A 21,811-nucleotide genomic window follows, 5' to 3' on the forward strand; every position below is an offset into this window, starting at 1 on the left:
TACAAGGGTGTATTTAACACCTACCCTATTATTTTTTGTGTCGGGCAGGCTAATCCATGTTTGGGTTACCGCGTTGCGAAATAGACCGTTGTTCCTTTTAAATAGTGAAGTTAGTTGAAGCAGTTCTCGCTAATTGAACGTGTTTAGCAGACTGCTCGTTAGATGCTTATTAGTAAGAAGCGCAGCTTAACTTTGGCTTTGAGGCTCTAAGCCATCTTTCAAAAAGTTAAACCAGTTTTCTCCTAAGACTTGCCCAGCGTCAGACTCGCTAAAGCCATGACGCATCAATCCGTTATATAAGTTTTCCATACCTGAACTACCACAGAACCAAGGTAGGGCATCAGGCCAACCAGAATTACTCGCAGAGCCTTCACCGTAGTCCATCGCTTTAGACCAACGACCATTTCTCATCCATTCAAGAACGGCTTGAGGTTGGTTTAAACACAGGTCACTACCAATACCCAGGTGTTCTACGCCGACCATGTCAGCGGTAGTTGCAACCATCTGGCAGAAGTCTTCCAAGGTACATTGGCTACCATTAGGTAGGTGGAATGGGTATAAACTGAATCCGATTAAGCCACCACGTGCGGTGAGTGCTTTAATCACATCGTTTGATTTGTTACGCAGTGCATCATGAGCAAATGTTGGGTTTGCGTGGCTGATACAAATAGGACGAGAAGACAAGTCAATCGCTTCAAGTGTTGAGCGTTCTGCACTGTGAGACATATCGATGATCATGCCCACTCGGTTCATCTCCTCGATAGCTTGTTTACCGAAACGTGTGATACCAGTGTCGTTCTTCTCGTAACAACCTGTCGCCAGTAAACTTTGGTTGTTGTACGTCAGCTGCATGATCAAAAGACCCTGCTTACGCATCACTTCAATAAGACCAATCTCATCGTCGATTGGAGAACAGTTTTGAGCGCCTAGGAAAATACCGACTTTGCCGGTCGCTTTTGCAGTCTCAACATCAGCCATTGAGTGAATCGGCATGATAAGGTCTGCGTTTTGCTCGAATCTTAAGTTCCACTCTGCAAAGCGAGATAAGGTTTCACGAGCCGTCTCGTGGTAAACCGCGGTAGCGTGAACTGCTGTAATGCCGCTCGCCTTTAGTGTTTGGAAATACTCTCTGTTCCAATTGCAGTATTGCAATCCATCTATAACAATCCGTTGCTGGTACATAACCACTCCTATTGAAAGCTCAGTGTTCTAGCTCGGTTTTGAAAACACGCTCAAGTAACATGTTTTCAAAAATGAGTTAAATCACTTATCTACTGTTATTTATGATTAGGTTTGAATGTTGACCTGACTATGAGAATCAGGCCAATTGGATAGCTAGGGACTAAATGCCTTCAGCTATCCAATTTTTATATAGAGAACAGATTAGTAAGGACGTTGGTAAGTCGTCTTCACTACTGTGTAGAACTCTTTTGCGTATTGACCTTGCTCACGAGGACCAAAGCTAGACTCTTTACGACCGCCAAACGGTACGTGGTAGTCGGTACCAGCGGTTGGTAGGTTAACCATCACACAACCAGTTTGCGCTTGTTGCTTGAACAGTGCGCTCGTACGTAGGCTTTGAGTGATGATGCCGCCAGTTAGGCCAAAGCGAGTATCGTTAGTTGTTGCAATCGCTTCGTCCAAGTCAGCCACTCGAATCACGCTTGCCATTGGTGCGAACACTTCCTCTTGGTTCACTTCCCAACCGTTCTTAGTGTTCAAGAACAACGTTGGAGACATATAGAAACCTTCGTGTTGCATGCTCAAGCGTTCACCACCAAATGCCAGCTCACCGCCGCTTTGACGTGCTTTCTCAACCCAACCAAGGTTCGCTTCAAGCTGGTTGCCATCGACAACTGGGCCCATGAACACGCCCTCTTCTAATGCGTGCCCCACTTTCAGTTCGCTCATACGTTTAATCAGAGCTTCAACGTACTGGTCGTGAATGCTATCCATAACCACAAGGCGAGAAGACGCGGTACATTTTTGACCTGCACCAGAGAAAGAGCCGGCAATGGTCGCTTCAACTGCGGTATGAATGTCTGCATCATCAGCAATAACCAGCGCGTTCTTACTGCCCATTTCCAATTGGCAACGAACGAAGTTTGGCGCGGTAGCTGCTGCTACTTTTCGACCCGTATCAACAGAACCGGTAAAGCTGACACCGTTCACTTCTTTAGAGTTGATCAGTGCATCACCAACCGTTGAACCGCTACCAAGAACAAGGTTGAACGTACCTGCTGGGATACCTTGGCGGTGGATGATCTCAGTAAGCGCAACGGCACTTGCTGGTGTTAGGTTTGCTGGCTTCCAGATAACGCTGTTCCCAAAAGCAAGCGCTGGAGCAATTTTCCAAGCTGCTGTTGCTGTCGGGAAGTTCCAAGGAGAGATAATGCCGATAACCCCAACGGCTTCACGAGTCACTTCAACAGAAACGCCAGGGCGAACTGAGTCTGCGTTGTCACCAATTTGGCGAAGCACTTCAGCCGCAAAGTATTGGAAGAACTGACCTGCGCGGTAAATCTCACCACGACCTTCAGCAAAAGGCTTACCTTCTTCACGAGAAAGCAAAGTCCCCAACTCATCACAACGGGCAATCAGCTCAACACCAATGGCTTGAAGCACGGCTTGCTTGCGTTCAATCGGTGTTTTTTCCCATTCTGGTTGAGCGTATTTTGCCGCTGAAATCGCTTGTTGAACTTGCTCTGCACTTGCTTGTGCAAAGTTGCCAATGTTTTCAGAAATGTCTGATGGGTTAATGTTCGCAACGGTGCTTACACCCGCTTGCCATTCGCCGCCGATATATAGTGAGGTTTCTGCTTGAACATTCTGTAAGTGAGTCATCATTCTGTCCTTGTAACGTTAGGTTGCGGTTGAGTCTGGCAACCATCGGATTAATTAATAAACTGTTAATTTATATAGAAATAAGTATTAATTTTGTATCTAGTCGTAAAGCCATTCGCTTGTATCAATAAAGATCTGCATAGACAAACAGCTTTGATTGGCAAATTGTCTCAGTTCACAGTCTATTTATTCAGGTTGAGACGCCGATGCATAAACCACGAACTCAACCAACATCTCTTCTCTAGCTAGCCCTGCAACAACGACTGCTGCACGGTTTGGATAAGGTGCGTTGAAGTATTCTCCGTATACGCTGTTTACCGTTTTCAGGTACTCACGGTCGGTCACGTAGATAAGAACCTGCAGCACAGAATCCATCGATTCGCCTGCACACTCCAAGGTATGAACAAGGTTGTTTAAAGTCTGACGCGTTTGCGCTTCAATACCGCCTTCTACTACTGCGCCCGTTTCATCAATTGGAATCTGAGCCGTGTATAGAGTGCCGTTATTAACGATTGCCCACTCTAGTGGTGCTTTTGAAGCAAAAAGAGCGGTTTTTACTGGGTGTTTTTTAGTTTGTGCGTTCACGATTCCATCCAACTTTGTAACAACTATGTTTCAAGATGGTTAAATACTGCACCTTGACGTCTGATAGATCTAACGGTAAATTTTGTGCATTTGATAAATAAAATCTATCACCTTGCAAAAAGTAAGATATAGCAAGGGTTAGAGAGGGATTTAAGTCATGAGTATTAAGCTACAGCAGTTAAAACATTTTGTTTTAGTCGTCGAAGAAGGTGGATTTCGAGCTGCTTCTCACCGAGCCAATCGCTCTCAGGCGGCACTGTCTACTTCGATAAAAGAGCTTGAGAAAATACTCGGTCAGCCACTGTTTGAAACAGGCAATAAATCTACGCTGACACCTTTCGGTGAAATATGCCTACCAAAAATCATCCAATTCTTGAATGTTTACAAGGCTTTAGACAATGACTTACGTGCAGCGGCGGCTGGGCAACAAGGAAGGGTTCGAATAGCGTGCGTGCCTTCGGTGGCAGCCAAATTGATCCCTAGCGTGTTAGGGGCCTTTTGTGAACAGTACCCAAATGTTGAGGTGAGCCTGATTGATGATAATGCGGCAGGTGTAGAAGCAAGATTACTTTCTGGAGAAGTAGATGTCGCCCTTGGCAATACTTCCCATTTAGATGAAGAGAGTATCGACTTCACCCCGCTTCTTTCGGATCCTATCGGTGTGGTCTGCTTAAAGGACAACCCTATTGTCGCTCAATCCGAAGGCATAGAATGGCAAACTTTGTTAAAACAGCCGTTCATTCGCAACGGGACTTGCACCCTACTCGATCCAACACCTGCACGTATGCTCAGTGAACAAGCCCTGTATTCGGTAGAAAACATCACTTCTCTATTTTCTGTTTTGGAATTAGGCATTGGGGTAACGACACTGCCTAAGCTTGCTTTCCCAACCAATGAAACACGTTTAGTGTGGATTCCTTTGAGCGACCCGCCGTTACAGCGTCAAATTGGAATATTCCGACTGTCTGACCGTACTATCTCACCCCAAGCGCAAGCTTTTCATGATTTGTGTATTCAATATCTGAGCTATGAAGCTCCATAAGCAAGATTTAACAAATGGCAGTGCATCACTGCCATGTTATTCTTACATTGCTTGCGTTAATCTCAGCCAATATCGGCTTCACCATAATACTGAGCAGCGCACAGCAGATAAGTAACACCGAAGTTGAATTCATTGCATTGCAAGACGAACACGCCATTTGGCCAGTCGGATTGATATGGAATGGAGATAGTGAGAATTCACTTGGGATAGGTTTGTAGTGTTTGTGGCGAAGCAGAGCGAAATTCAAGCCAAAGGCTGAATTTCAAACCCCAGAAGGCTCACTATCACAGTGAGCCTTTTACTATCTGGCGAACGCTAAAGACACATTCAGCGCTGCTAATAAGCTATAGAAGAGTCGTTTTAGACCAATAGTTAAGCAGCAATTTAGAACGGTAAATTAGAAGAACTCAATCGAATTACGGCCGCTTTTCTCATCTCGTTGAGGCTTTGGCGTGTCCGCTTTCTTTTTCGCTTTGTTTTCTTTCTTTTTCTCTTTCTTGGGTTCTGCTTTAGCACTCAACATTTCAGCGGTGCTTTTCTTAGATTCTTTCTTCTTAGAATCCTTTTTAGACTGGCCTTTCTTCGCCTTGTTGTCTTTCTTAGCCGCTTCTTTTGTCTTTGGTTTATCTTCTACTTCTTGTACTGGCTGATCACAGCACACTACATAGTACTCTTGGTTGAATTCAAAGAAGTCACCATCGTACATTTTACGACGCTTACGTGTTTCCAGCTCACCATTTACCGCAACGTAACCTTCAGAGATGACATGCTTAGCTTCGCCACCGCCACTCACTAGGTTCGCGATCTTAAACACCTTATAAAGCTCAATCGGCTGAGATGAAACATCGACACCAATCGCCTCGATTTCAATCTCTTCGCCTTCTTCGCCGTGCTCGTAACCTTCGTAGTCAGCGTCTTCGTAATGTTCTTGGTCCATGGTGACCTCTACCTAAATATGTACTTCTGAAATATTGGGCGCAGTGTAATAGTAAAACCACTAAATGACCATGTTGAATTCAACATGATCGCCCCTGTTATAAAAATAGTGCCTCTATTGGCGACTTACACGCCACCCACGTTCGAGAGGCTCACCAACTGCTTGGTGTATTCGTGTTGAGGAGCGCTAAACAGCGTCTCGGTGTCGCCCTTCTCTATCACTTCCCCCGCTTTCATCACGATGGTGTAATGACATAGGGATTTCACGACGTTCAGATCGTGGCTTATGAACAAGTAAGTCAGGTCATATTTTTCTTGGAGTGACTTGAGTAGATCCAGTACTTGCGCTTGTACCGTTCTGTCTAATGAAGAGGTCGGCTCATCGAGTAGGATAAACTCTGGCTTGAGAATCAGTGCTCTTGCAATCGCAATACGCTGCCTTTGACCGCCCGAAAATTCATTTGGATAACGGTGACGAGTTTCAGGATCAAGATCAACCTCCTTCATCACATCACAGATACGCTGGTCCAGTTCGCTCTCATCAAGCTGCTGATGAACGCGTAAGCCTTCACCAATCACTTGTGCCACCGACATTCTTGGGTTCAACGCTGAGAATGGGTCTTGAAAAACAACTTGCATACGGCTTCGAAATGGCAGCATTTGCTGGCGGTTTAGCCCTTGAAGCTGCTCGTTTTCATAAGTGATCGAACCTTCACTCTCCACCAGCTTTAATATCGCCATACCTGTAGTCGACTTACCAGAGCCACTCTCACCCACCAAGCCAATGGAATGCCCTTTCTTAAGGGTGAACTCCATATCAGTGACGGCTTTTATATGCGAAATGGTACGCTTAAATAAGCCACCCGTAATTGGGAACCAAACACGGAGTTGATTTACGTCGAGTAGTGGTTTGCTGTCGGGTGACACAGGGACAGGCAAACCTTTAGGGTCAGAATTGATGAGCTTTTGCGTGTAAGGGTGAGCTGGCGCATTAAACAGTGTTTGGCAGTCGTTGCTTTCCACAAGGCGACCATCCTTCATCACCGCAACTCTATCGGCAATCTTACGAACGATACTCAAGTCATGAGTGATAAACAGCATCGCCATGCCAAGCTCTTGTTGCAGATCTTTCAACAAATCGAGGATCTGGGCTTGTACCGACACATCCAACGCAGTCGTTGGCTCGTCAGCAATAAGCAGTTCAGGCTCGTTAATCAGTGCCATCGCGATCATTACGCGCTGACGCTCACCGCCAGATAACTCATGCGGATAAGCTGAAATTTTTTGCTCTGGATGACGGATGCCAACTTTAGATAACCACTCTATCGCCAAGGCTTGTGCTTTGTTAGTGCGCATACCACGATGTATCGCGAGGGTTTCAACCAACTGCTTGCCTATTCGATGAAGCGGATTCAATGACACCATCGGTTCTTGGAAGATCATCCCAATACGACCACCACGAATGACGCGCAGTTGCCTCTCAGAACAACTCAAAATGTCACTACCAGAGAAGTTAATCGTCCCGTTCAAGTAATGCGACGAGCCTTTAGGCAGTAGCTTTAAGATAGAGTTAGCCGTCACCGATTTACCCGAGCCACTCTCGCCCACCAGCGCCAGTGTTTCACCTTTGTATATTTCGAGCGAAACATCGTGTGTTACCTGCTCTATCGCTTTCTTTCTTCCAAAACCGACAGACAGTTTATCTATGGTTAGCACTGGAGAAGCAGGAGCTGTATTTGAAGTCATAACCTATCCTTACTTCTGTTGGTGTGGGTCGAAGGCATCACGTACCGCTTCACCGACGAAGACAAGTAACGTAAGCATCAAAGAAAGTACAACGAATGCAGAAATGCCAAGCCAAGGCGCTTGTAAGTTGGCTTTACCTTGCGCCAGAAGCTCACCTAATGAAGGCGAACCCGCAGGAAGACCAAAGCCCAAGAAATCTAACGACGTTAATGTGGTCACCGAACCAGAAAGGATAAACGGCATCATGGTTAGCGACGCAACCATAGCGTTTGGCAACATGTGACGAAGCATAATGCGCTTGTCATCCACGCCCATCGCTTGTGCCGCACGTACATAGTCGAAGTTACGACAACGTAAGAACTCGGCGCGAACAATCCCCACCAGACTCATCCAACTGAACAGCACCATAATACCTAGCAACCACCAGAAATTCGGTTCAATAAAACTAGATAAGATAATCAGTAAGAACAAGGTCGGCATTCCGGACCACACCTCGATGAAACGTTGCCCAAACAGGTCAACCCAACCGCCGTAGTAACCTTGTGTAACCCCAACGATCACGCCTATGATACTCGAGACGATCGTCAGAACAAAACCAAAGAGCACTGAGATACGAAAGCCATAAATAATCCTCGCCAACACATCTCGCCCTTTATCATCCGTACCTAACCAGTTCACCGAGTCAGGCTCCGATGGCACCGCGCCTGCGATGTCAAAGTTTATAGTGTCGTAACTGAAAGGAATGATAGGCCAAACGATATAGCCACTCTCTTCAATGAGGTCGATGACATACGGGTCTTTATAGTCAGCCTCGGTTTCAAACTCCCCACCGAATTCTGTTTCTGCGTATTCATTAATGACAGGCACAAACCATTGATTGTCATAAGAAACCAATAATGGCTTATCGTTCGCGATGATCTCTGCAAACAGGCTCAAGCCAAACAACAAGGTGAATATCCACAAAGAGATAAAACCACGCTTGTTTGCTTTAAAACGTAACCAACGAGCTTCAGCTAAAGGGTTGCTAAACATTTTTAATCAATACCTTTGTTATTCATTCGCCATTAACGCGCTTCAAAATCAATTCGAGGATCAACCCAGGTATAAGTCAGGTCAGAGATAATGCTCAATACCAAACCCAGTAAGGTCATAATATAGAGAGAGCTAAATACCACTGGGTAATCACGTTGAATCGTCGACTCAAAGCCAAGCAAGCCAATGCCTTCGAGTGAAAACATCACTTCAATCAACATAGAACCCGTGAAGAAAATACTAATAAATGCACTTGGGAAACCAGCAATAATAATCAGCATCGCATTACGGAAAACATGCTTGTAGAGAATACTGTTCTCGTCCAAACCTTTCGCTCGTGCCGTTACCACATATTGCTTGTTGATTTCATCCAGGAAGGAGTTTTTGGTCAGCATGCTGAGTGTGGCAAAACCACCGATCACCATAGCAAAAATAGGCAAAGCTAAATGCCAGAAGTAATCGCCAATTTGCTGATACCAATTGAGTTGGTCAAAGTTACTCGACACCAAGCCTCGCAAAGGGAACCAACTGAAGTAGTTACCACTCGCGAATAAGATAATCAAAATGATAGCAAACAAGAAGCCAGGGACCGCATAGCCGACAATCACCACCGCGCTCGACCAAATATCAAAACGAGAGCCATGGTGTATCGCCTTCATAATACCCAGGGGTATCGAAATCACGTAAATGATTAACGTACTCCAAAGCCCCAGAGAAATAGAAACAGGCAAGCGCTCGATGATTAAATCGATAACATTACCGCCCTTAAATAGGCTTTCACCAAAGTTAAAGGTCGCGTAATTTTTCAACATCTCAAAGTAGCGAACGTGAATCGGCTTATCAAAACCAAACTGCTTTTTGATCTCTTCAACCACTTCCGGATCCAGTCCGCGTGAGCCTTTATAGCCACTGGCAGACGCTTGATCACTCTCGCTTAAATCAACCTCTTGTCCACCGCCAGAAAAGCGCTCCATAATACCGGAGTTGTGCCCTTCTAACTGCGCCACAGCCTGCTCTACTGGGCCCCCCGGCGCAATCTGAATGATGAAAAAGTTAATTGTGATGATCGCCCACAACGTGGGAATCACCAACAACAAACGTCGAAATATATACGCAGCCATGCTAACTAACTCCTAGCGACGTTTTTCAGGAAGCAATGCCGCCTTCTCTTCTGAAATCCACCATGTATCGATACCTAAATCGTATTTAGGCAGTACATCCGGACGCTCAAACTTGTCCCACATAGCCACTCGGTATTCACCAACGTGCCATTGAGGAATGTTGTAGAAGTTCCACTGCAACACACGGTCAAGAGAGCGACCTAGTGTAAGCAGCTTTTCTGGGTTCTGTTGGTTACGCGCGATTTCTTCAGTTAACGCATCCACCACAGGATCCATCACACCTGCTGTATTGTAAGTAGAATCAATGTAGTTAGAGTTCCAAACAATCATTAAGTTCGGGCTTGGATAAGGGTTTGGCGAAAACGATGAAGAGACCATATCGAAGTCTCGGTCGCGAAGACGCTTAATATATTGTGTAGTATCGACCGTACGGATCTTCATCTCGATACCCATTCGTTTAAGGTTCTTTTGAAAAGGTGTAGCAATACGCTCGGTCGTTGGGCTGTAAATCAGCAACTCAAATGACATAGGCTTGCCAGTCTTTTCGTTGGTCATTACTTTGTCTTTTAATACCCAACCCGCTTCCTTAAGTAGTTTAAATGCCGTGCGCATTTGGCTACGAATGCGACCACTACCATCGGTGACTGGAGGTTGGTATTCTTCCGTAAATACTCGAGGTGGGATCTGGTCTTTGTACTGAGACAGCAACGCCACTTCGTCTTCACTTGGCAAACCTTTCGCTTCATAGTCGGTGTTTTGGAAATAACTACGAGTTCGCTTGTACTGGCCGTAGAACATATTCTTATTCATCCACTCAAAATCCATCGCGTGCGTCAACGCTTCACGAACTTTAGGGTCTGAGAACACCGGAGATTGAATATTGTAGACAAAGCCTTGGGTCGACTCTGGCTTCTCATGGTTGATCTCTTCTTTGACGATATAGCCTTTGTCGAAGTTTGCGCCTGTGTAAGAGTTAGCCCAGAACTTGGCTGAATTCTCTGTGCGAAGGTCGAACTCCCCTGCTTTAAAGGCTTCTAACATCACAGTGTCATCACGATAGTAGTCGTACTGCACTTCCTTGAAGTTATTGCGACCCACGTTAACGGGCAGATCTGCCGCCCAATAGTTTTCATCAAGGCCATAAGTAACACTTTGACCCGACTTATAACTGATGATCTTATAAGGACCGCTGCCGACTGGCGGTTCACTTAGCGGCTCAGAGAGTTTTCTGTCTTTCCAGAAATGCTTAGGTAACACGCGAGTGCTTTGCGCAAAGCTAAACAATTTCTCACGATTCGGATTATTCATCTCGATACGAACAACCAAATCAGAAATCGCGGTAACGGATTCGATGTCTTTGTAATACACACGATATTGAGGCACACCTTCTGTCGAAAACTTCATGAAGGTAAATGCCACATCATGAGCCGTGATCGGTTGTCCATCTTGGAATTTAGCATTTGAGTTGATATCGATTTCCATCCAAGAGAAATCACTCGCATAACGAACTTTAGAAGCAATCAATGGATAGTAAGCATCAATTTCATCACTCGGTGAAAACATTAACGTATCGTAAATTTCACCTGAATAACTGGCTGCAACGCCGCGGGAACCGAATCGATTAAAGCTATCGTAGGTACCAATGCTACCGTAAGTCACTTTGCCAATTTTAGGAGCATTCGGGTTAACGTAATCGAAGTGAGTAAAATTTGCTGGGTATTTTGCTTCACCAAAACCAACCAGTTGTGTGGTTTCAATAACGGTGACAGCGGGAGTAGATTCGGTATCGGATGCGTAAGAAACGGAGGTTTGTAGAGCAATAAGCGGCAGCATAACTGCACATGAGGCTAACTTTAACCTGAAAAACTGAGTGCGCTGCGAGGCATTGCGTCGAAGATCTGTTCCCATTTGACTCTCCCTTCAAATGTCATGAATTCAATATTCAGCTTGATTTTTCGGCTTTGAGTGCATGCCGTTAAAACAAGTATAGAATCAAATCTAACATCATGTAATAACTAATAAAACCATCAGCACCATAAGTCTTACGCTTTATTTACAAATTACTCGGGACTGTTCTAAGAAATGTCACGCGCTAGCGCCATGGCTGAACCTGTGGCTAGCGCGTGATTGTGTAGGATTAACTGTGCTATTAGCTACTGCACCAGATACGCGTCAAAGATAAGTTGACCTACTTCGTTGATCACCTTGTCACGTTGTTGGAGAGTGAATTCAGATTCTGTAAGAGAGACGCTGATGATCAATGGAGCGCGATGTTCATTCCACACGATAGCCGTAATAGCGCGAGAGCCATACGCTCCAGCACCCGATCTATCGGCAATATTCCAACCACCAGGCAAGATAGAGCGGAACATTCCGTCAGACACTTTATTGCCCATCATCCACCCTGTTAACGTCGATGTGGACGCTTGTGACAACGTATCGCCATACATCAACTCATTCAGCGTCATCACAATGCTATTCGGTGTCGTGGTATCGCGAGCATCACCCGGTCGAGCATGATTCAATTCTGGCTCTAAGTGGTCAAGGCGAGTATGGCTGTCTCCAATAGAACGTAGGAACTGAGTTAAGCCGTTGGGACCTTCGATTCCACCAAGCACAATGTTTGCGGCAGTATTGTCACTCATCGTCATGGTTGCGCTACATGCATCTCTCAGTGAAATACCTTTGCCGACCAGCTCTTTAGTCACCGGAGACCAAACAATGAGGTCCTCAGACTTAATGCTGACCTTTGAATCCAAATCTAGCCCTTTGTGTTCAGTATCGTAGAGAAGGTTCGCACAAGCCAGAGTTTTAAAGGTGCTCATCATAGGAAATCGCTCATCCCCCTTATAGCTCCATGTCTGCTTGGTTGCAGAATCATAGACAGCCACACCAATGCGTGCCGAAACACGAGATTCAATTTGCCCAATCGATTCCGGTTTAAGGGATTGACTCAATGATGATGAAGAAAAAAAGGCGCTCAACAACACAAGAGCGAGAGATGTATATTTTTTCATAGTGAAACCATAAGAAAACGATCGATTGATCATGGAGAAAATTAAACTCGACACCTTAACCGCGTCGAATGGAGAGAATCTAAGCAGAAAGCGGCTACCTTCGCTAGTTCAAATGAAAATAACTGGCTAAACCCGAACAATATCTCCATATTTTAGATATCCTTAAAGAAGTGATTTCAATAGGATTCAACCTTGAACAAACCAAACCAAGTAACATTCTCAACGTTCAACCTTTTGAACTACCTTGAGCCACCGAACGCTTATTATGATTTTGAGAACATCTACAGCTTCGATGAATGGCAGAAGAAGCAAAATTGGATTGCGGAAGCGATTCGTTCATTAGATTGCGATGTGATTGGCTTTCAAGAAATTTTCAGCCCAGAATCTTTAAAGAAACTTATGAAAGAGTCGGGCTATCCGCACTTTGCCGTCGTCGATAACGCACAGGTTGAAGATGATTACCTATACACTTCCCCTGTTGTGGGCATTGCTTCCCGTTATCCGATTGAAAATGTTCAGCCTGTCACGCCGGATTCGAGCTTACTTGCCGCCTTTAGCCTTGGTGACAATTTTTCATTCAACCGAACACCAGTCCACGCCACTATTGAACTGCCTCACTTAGGCTCAACCGATTGTTATGTCGTGCACTTTAAGTCACAACGCCCAACAGAGCCTAAAGTTGAAACGGTAGAACCGAGTGACAGTTCAGCAGAGCAAAAGCCACAAAGCGATACACTGATTAAACTTCACCAGGAACAACTAGGATCTTGGCTATCGAGTGTTCAGCGCGGACTAGAAGCTCAAATGCTACACCAATACATTACCAATCAACGCTATCTAACCGACCAACCCGTTGTGTTGATGGGCGACTTTAACAAGCCCCTATTCAACGATGAATTCAAAGGGTTGTTGAGCTATTCGTTGAATCGAGATGGAACAAGTCAACATTGGCTTTCACACTTTAGATTGAGAGACAGTTGGGATCTCTACCATCAGCTTCATGAAGAAGACTTACTTGAACAACGTAAACCGACACACTATTACGGCGCATCAGGCTCTGTCTTGGACTACATATTGATGTCGAACGAGTTTGACTGCCAGAACTCCTCAAGTTTGATGGAAATATCAAACTACACCGTACTCGATCATCATCTGATTAACCCAAGCTTCGAACGCGACCAATTCAGTACCGATCACGCTGTCGTTTCCGTCACCGCACATATCCGCGAGGCCTAGAGTTAGACATAAAAAAGCCGCAGTCAAACACTGCGGCCTTTCCACTTTAGCCAAACGGGTTAAGCCAACCGACGCCCCATTTAGAAATCGATTTACCGTTTAATAAAGTGTGAAACTTAGAAGTTGAATGTTGCGCCTAGATAAAATGAATCAATTACGAGATCTTTATCATTTTCAAAACCTGAATCGCTCTCAATCGCAAATGCATCCGCTTCATAACCTAACCTAAAGCTAAAGTTTTCAGCCTGGTTAGGTGTGTACTCAACTCCGAAACCATAGCGAATAGCGTCACCACGATCGTCATCAAGCAACGGAAGCGACTGGTCTAAATCAATCGTCGACAAACCTACGATGCCAAAAGGGCGAATACCGTTGTCAAACGTGTAACCTAGATTAGCAACAAACGAAAATGCAGTTGGAGACCAAGTGTAAGAATCTTTGGTTAATGCATCTTTTGCAACAACGTCGCCATAATTCGTATATTGCGCCTCTAGTGCGACGATGCGATTGAATTGGTATCCAGCAATAATCTTGTACGTACGATCTTCTGCATCAACAGTAATGGGCCTTGAAGAGCCTTCATAAAGCCCACCATCATCAATACCAGTTGTACCAATTGCACCACCTAAGTAGAAACCATTGTCCTCTGCCATTACACTATTTGCCACAAGTGCAGACATCATCGCGATGCTTAACATAAATTTGTTGTTCATTACTGCTTAACCTTAATCATTTCAAATCAAGATTGCTACGTCTTCCCCTGCTACACAATCTTGTCAGAATTATCCGACACCCCGTCGAATTGGCGAGCAGATTACGCTCAAAGAAAACAAAAAAATAAATAAAAATATAATCACTTAGTAACTTCGAACAACATAATCAGTAAAAACAAATAACCAACTGAATAACAAAGAAATAAAGCACCTTCTCCTTAAGGAAAAATTCTCACATCCATTTTCAAACCAACGGTTTTTATGTTTTTTCTTGCGCGGCTTACGTGCGCTTACTTTCAAGAGAGGTGTGATTTTGCATAATCCGCGCGCTTTGATTGATCGCTTACGTGCACAACAAGCCATAAACCAGTCTTATCTTTTCAGAACAAATGAACATAAATACGATGAACCACACCATAGACTTCAGCGACCTACTCATTGATACCAGCTCTCGAACGATTACCAACCAGCAAGGTAACCGTATTGCATTACGCCCTCAGGTATTGTCTGTGCTCTGTCTATTAGTAGAGAACATAGGAAAGCCGATAACTAAAGAGCATATTATTGAAAAGTGTTGGGAAGGAGAGCTTTCATCACCTCATGCCCTAGCTAACGTTATCTATAACCTGCGTAACGTATTCGCTCGCTTAAGAACGCCTCATATCCAAATTCTCACGGTCACAAAGTTTGGTTACGCTCTGTCAATAAAAGAAGGTGCACTCGATTAGGCATTGCCCTATTGGAGCCAACGGCAAAGCCACACAATGAACAAGCCTATTCCTGGCTTTGATATCGGTTGGACTCCATCACAACCAAATTGGTCCCTTACTTCCCTCGAACTTATGCAATCAATCACGGTGACTGAGATCACCAAAAAACACCCTATCGAAACGTTTCGATGATCAATATCACACTCTAAGAAGGTGAAAGGTGCAAATGACAAATCACACACTATTATCAGCATCGAAACGTTTCGATGGCTTTTCTTGAGTTGTTTCTCATCCCATCAGACGTGTTTTTTCGATAGGTCGCGATATGAAAAAAAGTACTCTAATAAACTCTGAACTCTCCTACTTAGTGGCAACTCTTGGCCACACAGACGAAATTACAATTTGTGATGCAGGGCTACCGATTCCAGATCATGTTTCTCGCATAGACCTAGCTTTAACTCACGGTGTTCCAAGCTTTGCTCAAACCGTAAAAACCATGCTTGATGAATCTCAAATTGAAGGTGTAGTTATCGCGGAAGAGTTTGCAAAAGTAAGCCCAGAGCATCATGCAGCGCTGATTGATCAAATCAAAACAGAAGAAGCCCGTTGTGGTAAAGAAATTCCGATTACTTACATCACTCATGAAGCGTTTAAACAGCGCACTCATGAAAGCCGCGCTGTGATTCGTACCGGTGAATGCACACCTTACGCGAATGTCATTTTCCAAACTGGCGTAACGTTTTAGCTCAAGCGAAACATAACGACAGCCCAGCGTTATAGCTGAAAGAAAGAATAACCAAATACAACTGGCCCCGAGTAAAGGAACCGACATGACTCAAGCCATTTTAGAACTTAGCTCAATTGAGAAGGCCTTCCCTGGTGTGAAAGCACTAGACAAGGCTAGCCTCAACGTTTACCCAGGGCGCGTGATGGCGTTAATGGGCGAAAACGGTGCAGGTAAATCAACCCTCATGAAAGTGCTAACAGGTATCTATCAATTGGATGGCGGAACTATCGCCTACCAAGGTAAACCTGCTGCATTCACAGGGCCTCGTGACTCTCAACAAGCTGGTATCAGTATCATTCACCAAGAACTGAACCTGATCCCAGAGCTGACCATCGCCGAGAACATCTTCTTAGGTCGTGAAATCACCGGCACCATGGGTCGCATCTTGTGGAATGAGATGTACCAAGAAGCCGACAAGCTACTGAAACGCCTAAACGTAAAACACAGCTCAAAAACACCACTAGGCGAACTGAGCCTAGGTGAGCAACAAATGGTAGAGATTGCGAAAGCCCTATCGTTTGAGTCTAAGGTCATCATCATGGATGAACCAACAGATGCCCTAACCGATACTGAAACCGAATCTCTGTTCAAAGTAATCAACGAACTGCGTGATGAAGGCTGCGGCATCGTTTATATTTCTCACCGCTTGAAAGAGATCTTCGAGATCTGTGATGACATCACCGTACTTCGTGACGGCAAGTTCATTGGTCAATGTGAAGTAAAAGATACTGACGAAGATGGCTTAATCGAAATGATGGTTGGTCGTAAGCTCGACGAACAATACCCTCGCATCGCTCCAAGCCATGGCGAAACCTGCTTAGAAGTGATTGGCCTTACTGGTTCTGGTGTGCATGACGTTAGCTTTACCCTAAAACGCGGTGAAATCCTTGGCGTATCAGGGCTAATGGGTGCTGGTCGTACGGAATTGATGAAGGTGATTTACGGTGCCCTTCCGAGTGAACGCGGCGTTATCAACTTAGAAAACAAAACCATCAACCCTGTGAGCCCTAAAGATGGCCTTGCTAATGGCATCGCATACATCTCTGAAGACCGTAAAGGTGACGGCTTAGTGCTTGGGCTTTCAGTGAAAGAAAACATGTCGCTTTGTTCACTGGATCTACTGACTAAAAGTGGTCAAATCCAACACAAAGATGAAGTGATCGCGGTGGATGACTTCATCAAGTTATTCAACATCAAGACCCCTACTCGCGAGCAAATCATTGGCAACCTTTCTGGTGGTAACCAACAGAAAGTCGCTATCGCTAAGGGCTTAATGACCAAACCAAAAGTATTGATTCTCGACGAGCCAACCCGTGGTGTCGATGTCGGTGCGAAAAAAGAGATTTACCAACTCATTAATAAGTTTAAAGCCGACGGCATGAGCATCATTTTGGTGTCCTCTGAAATGCCAGAAGTATTAGGAATGAGTGACCGCATCATGGTGATGCATGAAGGCCGCATCAGCGGTGAATTTGACGCTAAAGAAGCAAACCAAGAATTATTACTGGCGTGTGCGGTCGGTAAAAAGATTAACGAGGACGCAGCATGAGTACCAAAACCATGAGCAAAACAACTGAAACTGAAGCGCCGAAGAAAAAGCCGTTAATCAGCAAAGAGTGGCTGATTGATCAAAAGTCATTAATCGCTTTGATCTTCCTGATTGTTATCGTTTCTTTCTTAAACCCGAACTTCTTTACTGTCGATAACATCTTAAACATTCTGCGCCAAACCTCGGTTAACGCAATCATTGCTGTAGGTATGACGCTGGTCATCCTAACCGCAGGTATCGACTTGAGCGTTGGCTCAGTACTGGCACTTTGTGGTGCATTCGCTGCCAGCATGATTGGTATGGAAATCCCTGTAATGGTCGCTGTACCAACTGCTTTATTGGCAGGTGCTGCACTGGGTGCTATCAGTGGTTTGATCATCGCGAAAGGTAAGGTTCAAGCCTTCATCGCAACGCTAGTAACCATGACACTACTTCGTGGTGTAACCATGGTTTACACCGACGGTCGCCCTATCTCAACAGGCTTTACTGACACAGCAGACGCGTTCGCTTGGTTCGGTACAGGCTACGCAATGGGTGTACCGGTTCCTGTTTGGATCATGGTCGTAGTATTCGCATCAGTTTGGTACCTACTTAACCACACACGCTTTGGCCGTTATGTTTACGCGCTTGGCGGCAACGAATCAGCGACTCGCCTATCAGGCATCGACGTAGACAAAGTAAAAATAGGCGTTTACGCAATCTGTGGCCTGTTAGCAGCAGTAGCGGGCATCATCGTAGCCTCTCGTTTGTCATCGGCTCAACCAACCGCAGGTATGGGCTATGAACTAGACGCTATCGCAGCCGTGGTTCTTGGCGGTACAAGCTTAGCTGGCGGTCGTGGTCGTATCATGGGTACATTGATTGGTGCACTGATTATCGGCTTCCTAAACAACGCCCTAAACCTACTAGACGTATCTTCTTACTACCAGATGATTGCAAAAGCAGTGGTTATTCTTCTGGCAGTATTGGTCGACAACAAAAACAAATAAGACTCTAGTTTGAGTCAATGCAACACCCTGCTTTTTCAACAGAAAAGCATCAATAAATAACAAACATTAAATCTATAAATAATGTAACAACGAGCTAGGACTCACCTCCTAGCTCACCCTACACAAAGGACTTACACCATGAAAAAATTAGCGACTCTTATTTCTGCTGCTCTGCTTTCTACAACAGTATCTGTGTCTGCACAGGCGCAAGATACAATGGCAATCGTTCTGTCTACATTGAACAACCCATTCTTTGTAACCATGAAAGATGGCGCAGAAGCGAAAGCTGAAGAGCTAGGCTACAAGCTTATCGTGCTTGATTCTCAAAACGACCCAAGCAAAGAGCTGTCGAACATTGAAGATCTAACTATTCGTGGTGTTAAGGCAATCCTGATCAACCCAACAGATTCAGATGCAGTATCTAACGCAATTCGCATGGCTAACCGCTCTAACATCCCAGTGCTAACGCTAGACCGTGGTGCAAGCCGTGGTGATGTAGTAAGCCACATCGCTTCTGATAACGTAATCGGTGGTGAAATGGCGGGTCACTTCATCATGGAAAAAGTGGGCGAAAAAGCGAAAGTAATCCAACTTGAAGGTATCGCTGGTACTTCTGCAGCTCGTGAACGTGGTGAAGGCTTCATGAACGCAGTAAACGGCAGCGGCCTTGAGCTTCTTGCAAGCCAACCTGCTGATTTCGACCGTACTAAAGGCCTGAACGTAATGGAAAACCTACTTGCAGCTAACCCAGACGTTGAAGCAGTATTCGCTCAGAACGATGAAATGGCCCTAGGTGCACTACGCGCAGTTCAAGCATCTGGTAAAGACGTAATGATCGTTGGCTTCGACGGCACAGACGACGGCATCGCGGCTGTTAACCGTGGCCTACTTGGCGCAACCGTTGCACAACAACCAGACCTAATCGGTTCTTTAGGCATCGAGATTGCAGACAAAGTACTGAAAGGCGAAAAAGTAGACGAGTACGTACCAGTACCTCTAAAAATCATCGCTAAATAATCGATGCTAAACGAGTAATACAAATCAGGGAGTCCCCTGTCTCCCTGCTTTCTTTACTCAATCGCTCATTTACTCACTGACTTACAACAACAACAAGCAAAACCGACAGTGCATCGCTGTTTCTCATTTCCTATCGCGACTTGACGACTCTCTCGCGACTGAATAGTTAACCATGAGAAAGACCCATGCATTTTCAAATACGATATATCATAAGGCTCGTATCATGACTCAACTGATTGTTTTAGGCAGCGTTAACGCTGACCATGTACTGCAAGTTCCTTCGTTCCCTCGTCCGGGTGAAACCTTGATTGGCGGTAACTATCAGGTCATCCCTGGCGGTAAAGGCGCAAACCAAGCGGTAGCTGCAGCACGATTAAATGCGGACATCGGCTTCATCGCTTGTGTCGGTAACGACCCATTTGGTATCAATATTCGTCAAGATTTCGCTAACGATGGGATCAATATCGATGGTGTCATCGTGGCAGAGAACACGCCTACGGGCATCGCGATGATCCAAGTATCAGCAGCGGGTGAAAACAGCATTTGTCTTTCTCCAGAAGCGAACAACAAGCTGACTTGCGAACAAATCGAACCACACCTAGAGAAGATCCGCGGTGCGAAATTCCTTCTAACTCAATTGGAAACTCCTATCGAAGGCATTGAATACGCAGCGAAAACCGCTAAAGAGAGCGGCACTCGTGTGATTCTAAACCCTGCCCCTGCTCGCCCATTATCAGATACGTTATTAGCGTGTGTAGACGTGATTACGCCAAACGAAACCGAAGCTGAAGTGTTAACGGGCGTTACCGTAACCGACAGCGCGTCTGCGCACCAAGCATCTTTGGCTCTGCATGCGAAAGGTATCGAGACAGTAATGATCACGCTTGGCGCTAAAGGTGTATGGGTAAGTAGACACGGTGAAGGTGAACTTATCGCAGGCTTCCGCGTTGAAGCAACAGACACCACCGCTGCTGGTGATACCTTCAACGGTGCATTAGTTACGGGCTTACTTGAAGACATGCCAATGGAGCGCGCGATTAAGTTTGCTCATGCTGCGGCTGCAATTTCAGTAACTCGTTTTGGCGCTCAAACTTCAATTCCAAGCCGTGGCGAAACCGATGCGTTCTTAGCAGAGCAATTATCTGCTTAACTTAATGCCTATTAGAAGGCTGACTCGTGTGCCAAACCCTAATGTTAGCCTTCTAAATAACAAGCATAAGCCCCTGTTTTCAGGAAGAATATCGCTCAACGTGACAAGTTATACCGATCACAGTAAGTAAGTGATCAAAAATAGCGTAGGAAAAAACTTGAGAACAAGGCAGAATTTTTCGATAAGTAGTTATTCTACAATCAAAAATTCTAACGAAGTTATCGAGGTTTTTAACAAACTAGGGTGAACAGATACTTACTACGATTGGTATTACTCCCACAAGGATTTTTTATGGCAACAATGAAAGACATCGCTAAGCTCGCTAAGGTATCTACCTCTACGGTAAGCCATGTGATTAACAAGTCGCGTTTTGTCAGTGAAGAGATTGCTGAGCGTGTCAATAATGCCGCGAGAGAGCTTAACTATGCCCCTTCTGCATTAGCTCGTAGCTTGAAGATGAAGCAAACCAAAACCCTTGGCATGCTAGTGACAACCTCTACCAACCCATTCTTTGGTGAGGTAGTAAAAGGCGTTGAACGTCGTTGTTATGAAAAAGGTTACAACCTTATCTTGTGTAACACCGAAGGCGATAGCGAACGTATGAAATCGTCTATCGATACACTGCTACAAAAGCGTGTCGATGGCTTAATGCTGATGTGCTCTACCCTTGAAGGCGAACATATCGACGTATTCGAACGTTACCCAGAACTGCCTGTAGTGGTGATGGATTGGGGCCCAATGCTGTTTGCGAGCGACAAGATTCAAGACAACTCGCATCAAGGTGGCTACATGGCGACCAAACACCTGATTGATAACGGCCACTCTCAAATTGGCTGTATCACAGGTCCGCTACATCGTAACCAGGCATCATCGCGTTACCAAGGCTTCAAACAAGCGATGGAAGAAGCAGGACTAGAGGTCAACGCCGATTGGATTGTCGAATCTAACTTCGAGTGTGATGGTGGTTTTGATTCATACCAGACACTAAAATCTCGTGGCAAGATGCCGAGTGCACTGTTTGTTAGTAACGACATGATGGCAATGGGCGTGATTCACGCAGCTGCACAAGATGGCACATCAATACCCAACGATCTCTCAATCATTGGATACGATGACATCCACTTATCTAAATACATGACACCGGCTTTAAGCACCGTCCACCAGCCAAAACACCGTTTGGGTAAAGTAGCCGTTGATACACTTTTGAGTCGATTACAAACGCCAGACGCCTACCCACAGGTCGTCGAGTTAGAGCCGACCCTAGTAGAGCGAAGCAGCGTAAAAGCAGTTTAACCCACAGACCCCCTACTCCAGAACAAAGAGCCAGCTTATCCAGT

General features: G+C 45.2%; 19 protein-coding genes. 9 read left to right on the top strand and 10 right to left on the bottom strand.

Features of this window, described 5'->3' with window-relative positions; translation table 11 throughout:
* Positions 1 to 186: 186 nt before the first annotated feature.
* The 3 genes from ACTRWI_RS08280 to ACTRWI_RS08290 all read right to left on the bottom strand — a co-directional run bounded on the left by ACTRWI_RS08280 (position 187) and on the right by ACTRWI_RS08290 (position 3,429).
* Positions 187 to 1,182 (bottom strand): membrane dipeptidase, encoded by a 996-nt coding sequence (locus ACTRWI_RS08280; RefSeq protein WP_499130455.1) that lies wholly within the window; start codon positions 1,180 to 1,182, stop codon positions 187 to 189.
* A 201-nt stretch (positions 1,183 to 1,383) separates the two neighbouring features.
* Entirely contained in the window at positions 1,384 to 2,844 is a 1,461-nt protein-coding gene (locus ACTRWI_RS08285; protein WP_499130456.1) for an aldehyde dehydrogenase family protein, read from the bottom strand.
* Positions 2,845 to 3,030: 186 nt separating this feature from the next.
* Positions 3,031 to 3,429, bottom strand: a complete 399-nt coding sequence (locus tag ACTRWI_RS08290; protein ID WP_499130457.1) for a RidA family protein — start codon at positions 3,427 to 3,429, stop codon at positions 3,031 to 3,033.
* A 157-nt stretch (positions 3,430 to 3,586) separates the two neighbouring features.
* Between ACTRWI_RS08290 and ACTRWI_RS08295 the strand changes: the two genes are divergently transcribed.
* Positions 3,587 to 4,471, top strand: coding sequence for a LysR family transcriptional regulator (locus tag ACTRWI_RS08295; RefSeq protein WP_499130459.1), 885 nt, complete (start codon positions 3,587 to 3,589; stop codon positions 4,469 to 4,471).
* 397 nt (positions 4,472 to 4,868) lie between these two features.
* Here ACTRWI_RS08295 and ACTRWI_RS08300 read toward each other — a convergent pair whose 3' ends face one another.
* The 6 genes from ACTRWI_RS08300 to bla all read right to left on the bottom strand — a co-directional run bounded on the left by ACTRWI_RS08300 (position 4,869) and on the right by bla (position 12,323).
* Positions 4,869 to 5,408: an RNA-binding S4 domain-containing protein gene (locus ACTRWI_RS08300; RefSeq protein WP_499130460.1), complete on the bottom strand. Its 540-nt coding sequence runs from the start codon at positions 5,406 to 5,408 to the stop codon at positions 4,869 to 4,871.
* 125 nt (positions 5,409 to 5,533) lie between these two features.
* Complete coding sequence (gene yejF, locus ACTRWI_RS08305) at positions 5,534 to 7,153, bottom strand: microcin C ABC transporter ATP-binding protein YejF (RefSeq protein WP_499130461.1); 1,620 nt, start codon at positions 7,151 to 7,153, stop codon at positions 5,534 to 5,536.
* Positions 7,154 to 7,162: 9 nt separating this feature from the next.
* Positions 7,163 to 8,185, bottom strand: coding sequence for an ABC transporter permease (locus ACTRWI_RS08310; RefSeq protein WP_499130463.1), 1,023 nt, complete (start codon positions 8,183 to 8,185; stop codon positions 7,163 to 7,165).
* A gap of 32 nt (positions 8,186 to 8,217) precedes the next feature.
* Complete coding sequence (locus ACTRWI_RS08315; protein WP_061031098.1) at positions 8,218 to 9,306, bottom strand: microcin C ABC transporter permease YejB; 1,089 nt, start codon at positions 9,304 to 9,306, stop codon at positions 8,218 to 8,220.
* A 12-nt stretch (positions 9,307 to 9,318) separates the two neighbouring features.
* Complete coding sequence (locus ACTRWI_RS08320; RefSeq protein ID WP_499130465.1) at positions 9,319 to 11,214, bottom strand: extracellular solute-binding protein; 1,896 nt, start codon at positions 11,212 to 11,214, stop codon at positions 9,319 to 9,321.
* A gap of 245 nt (positions 11,215 to 11,459) precedes the next feature.
* A complete protein-coding gene (gene bla, locus ACTRWI_RS08325; protein WP_499130467.1) occupies positions 11,460 to 12,323 on the bottom strand; it encodes a class A beta-lactamase in 864 nt (287 codons plus the stop codon).
* Between the two features lie 192 nt (positions 12,324 to 12,515).
* Between bla and ACTRWI_RS08330 the strand changes: the two genes are divergently transcribed.
* Complete coding sequence (locus tag ACTRWI_RS08330; protein ID WP_499130469.1) at positions 12,516 to 13,559, top strand: endonuclease/exonuclease/phosphatase family protein; 1,044 nt, start codon at positions 12,516 to 12,518, stop codon at positions 13,557 to 13,559.
* A 116-nt stretch (positions 13,560 to 13,675) separates the two neighbouring features.
* Here ACTRWI_RS08330 and ACTRWI_RS08335 read toward each other — a convergent pair whose 3' ends face one another.
* Positions 13,676 to 14,272, bottom strand: coding sequence for a porin family protein (locus tag ACTRWI_RS08335; RefSeq protein ID WP_499130470.1), 597 nt, complete (start codon positions 14,270 to 14,272; stop codon positions 13,676 to 13,678).
* A 404-nt stretch (positions 14,273 to 14,676) separates the two neighbouring features.
* Between ACTRWI_RS08335 and ACTRWI_RS08340 the strand changes: the two genes are divergently transcribed.
* From ACTRWI_RS08340 to ACTRWI_RS08370, 7 genes are all read left to right on the top strand, one after another.
* Positions 14,677 to 15,000: a winged helix-turn-helix domain-containing protein gene (locus tag ACTRWI_RS08340; RefSeq protein ID WP_499130472.1), complete on the top strand. Its 324-nt coding sequence runs from the start codon at positions 14,677 to 14,679 to the stop codon at positions 14,998 to 15,000.
* A gap of 307 nt (positions 15,001 to 15,307) precedes the next feature.
* Positions 15,308 to 15,727 (top strand): D-ribose pyranase, encoded by a 420-nt coding sequence (gene rbsD, locus ACTRWI_RS08345; protein WP_499130473.1) that lies wholly within the window; start codon positions 15,308 to 15,310, stop codon positions 15,725 to 15,727.
* A gap of 85 nt (positions 15,728 to 15,812) precedes the next feature.
* Positions 15,813 to 17,318, top strand: a complete 1,506-nt coding sequence (gene rbsA / locus ACTRWI_RS08350) for a ribose ABC transporter ATP-binding protein RbsA (RefSeq protein WP_499130476.1) — start codon at positions 15,813 to 15,815, stop codon at positions 17,316 to 17,318.
* A gap of 11 nt (positions 17,319 to 17,329) precedes the next feature.
* On the top strand, positions 17,330 to 18,307 hold the full coding sequence (gene rbsC / locus ACTRWI_RS08355; protein ID WP_499130483.1) for a ribose ABC transporter permease: 978 nt from the start codon (positions 17,330 to 17,332) through the stop codon (positions 18,305 to 18,307).
* Positions 18,308 to 18,445: 138 nt separating this feature from the next.
* Entirely contained in the window at positions 18,446 to 19,324 is an 879-nt protein-coding gene (gene rbsB, locus ACTRWI_RS08360; protein ID WP_171761730.1) for a ribose ABC transporter substrate-binding protein RbsB, read from the top strand.
* A 223-nt stretch (positions 19,325 to 19,547) separates the two neighbouring features.
* The gene (rbsK, locus tag ACTRWI_RS08365) at positions 19,548 to 20,474 is read left to right on the top strand and encodes a ribokinase (RefSeq protein WP_499130478.1); all 927 of its coding nucleotides are present in this window, start codon (positions 19,548 to 19,550) and stop codon (positions 20,472 to 20,474) included.
* A gap of 291 nt (positions 20,475 to 20,765) precedes the next feature.
* Positions 20,766 to 21,767 (top strand): substrate-binding domain-containing protein, encoded by a 1,002-nt coding sequence (locus tag ACTRWI_RS08370; protein ID WP_499130479.1) that lies wholly within the window; start codon positions 20,766 to 20,768, stop codon positions 21,765 to 21,767.
* Positions 21,768 to 21,811: the final 44 nt, after the last annotated feature.

The organism is Pseudoalteromonas sp. G5_S1_14_S5 (assembly GCF_054968605.1).

Bases quoted from the DNA above. Each gene is read 5' to 3' on its own strand.
- ACTRWI_RS08300 (WP_499130460.1), bottom strand. From the start codon at position 5,408: ATGGACCAAGAACATTACGAAGACGCTGACTACGAAGGTTACGAGCAC.
- rbsD (WP_499130473.1), top strand. From the start codon at position 15,308: ATGAAAAAAAGTACTCTAATAAACTCTGAACTCTCCTACTTAGTGGCA.
- yejF (WP_499130461.1), bottom strand. From the start codon at position 7,153: ATGACTTCAAATACAGCTCCTGCTTCTCCAGTGCTAACCATAGATAAA.
- bla (WP_499130467.1), bottom strand. From the start codon at position 12,323: ATGAAAAAATATACATCTCTCGCTCTTGTGTTGTTGAGCGCCTTTTTT.
- ACTRWI_RS08280 (WP_499130455.1), bottom strand. From the start codon at position 1,182: ATGTACCAGCAACGGATTGTTATAGATGGATTGCAATACTGCAATTGG.
- ACTRWI_RS08285 (WP_499130456.1), bottom strand. From the start codon at position 2,844: ATGACTCACTTACAGAATGTTCAAGCAGAAACCTCACTATATATCGGC.
- ACTRWI_RS08340 (WP_499130472.1), top strand. From the start codon at position 14,677: ATGAACCACACCATAGACTTCAGCGACCTACTCATTGATACCAGCTCT.
- ACTRWI_RS08310 (WP_499130463.1), bottom strand. From the start codon at position 8,185: ATGTTTAGCAACCCTTTAGCTGAAGCTCGTTGGTTACGTTTTAAAGCA.
- ACTRWI_RS08320 (WP_499130465.1), bottom strand. From the start codon at position 11,214: ATGGGAACAGATCTTCGACGCAATGCCTCGCAGCGCACTCAGTTTTTC.
- ACTRWI_RS08335 (WP_499130470.1), bottom strand. From the start codon at position 14,272: ATGAACAACAAATTTATGTTAAGCATCGCGATGATGTCTGCACTTGTG.
- rbsB (WP_171761730.1), top strand. From the start codon at position 18,446: ATGAAAAAATTAGCGACTCTTATTTCTGCTGCTCTGCTTTCTACAACA.
- rbsA (WP_499130476.1), top strand. From the start codon at position 15,813: ATGACTCAAGCCATTTTAGAACTTAGCTCAATTGAGAAGGCCTTCCCT.
- ACTRWI_RS08295 (WP_499130459.1), top strand. From the start codon at position 3,587: ATGAGTATTAAGCTACAGCAGTTAAAACATTTTGTTTTAGTCGTCGAA.
- rbsK (WP_499130478.1), top strand. From the start codon at position 19,548: ATGACTCAACTGATTGTTTTAGGCAGCGTTAACGCTGACCATGTACTG.
- ACTRWI_RS08315 (WP_061031098.1), bottom strand. From the start codon at position 9,306: ATGGCTGCGTATATATTTCGACGTTTGTTGTTGGTGATTCCCACGTTG.
- ACTRWI_RS08370 (WP_499130479.1), top strand. From the start codon at position 20,766: ATGGCAACAATGAAAGACATCGCTAAGCTCGCTAAGGTATCTACCTCT.
- rbsC (WP_499130483.1), top strand. From the start codon at position 17,330: ATGAGCAAAACAACTGAAACTGAAGCGCCGAAGAAAAAGCCGTTAATC.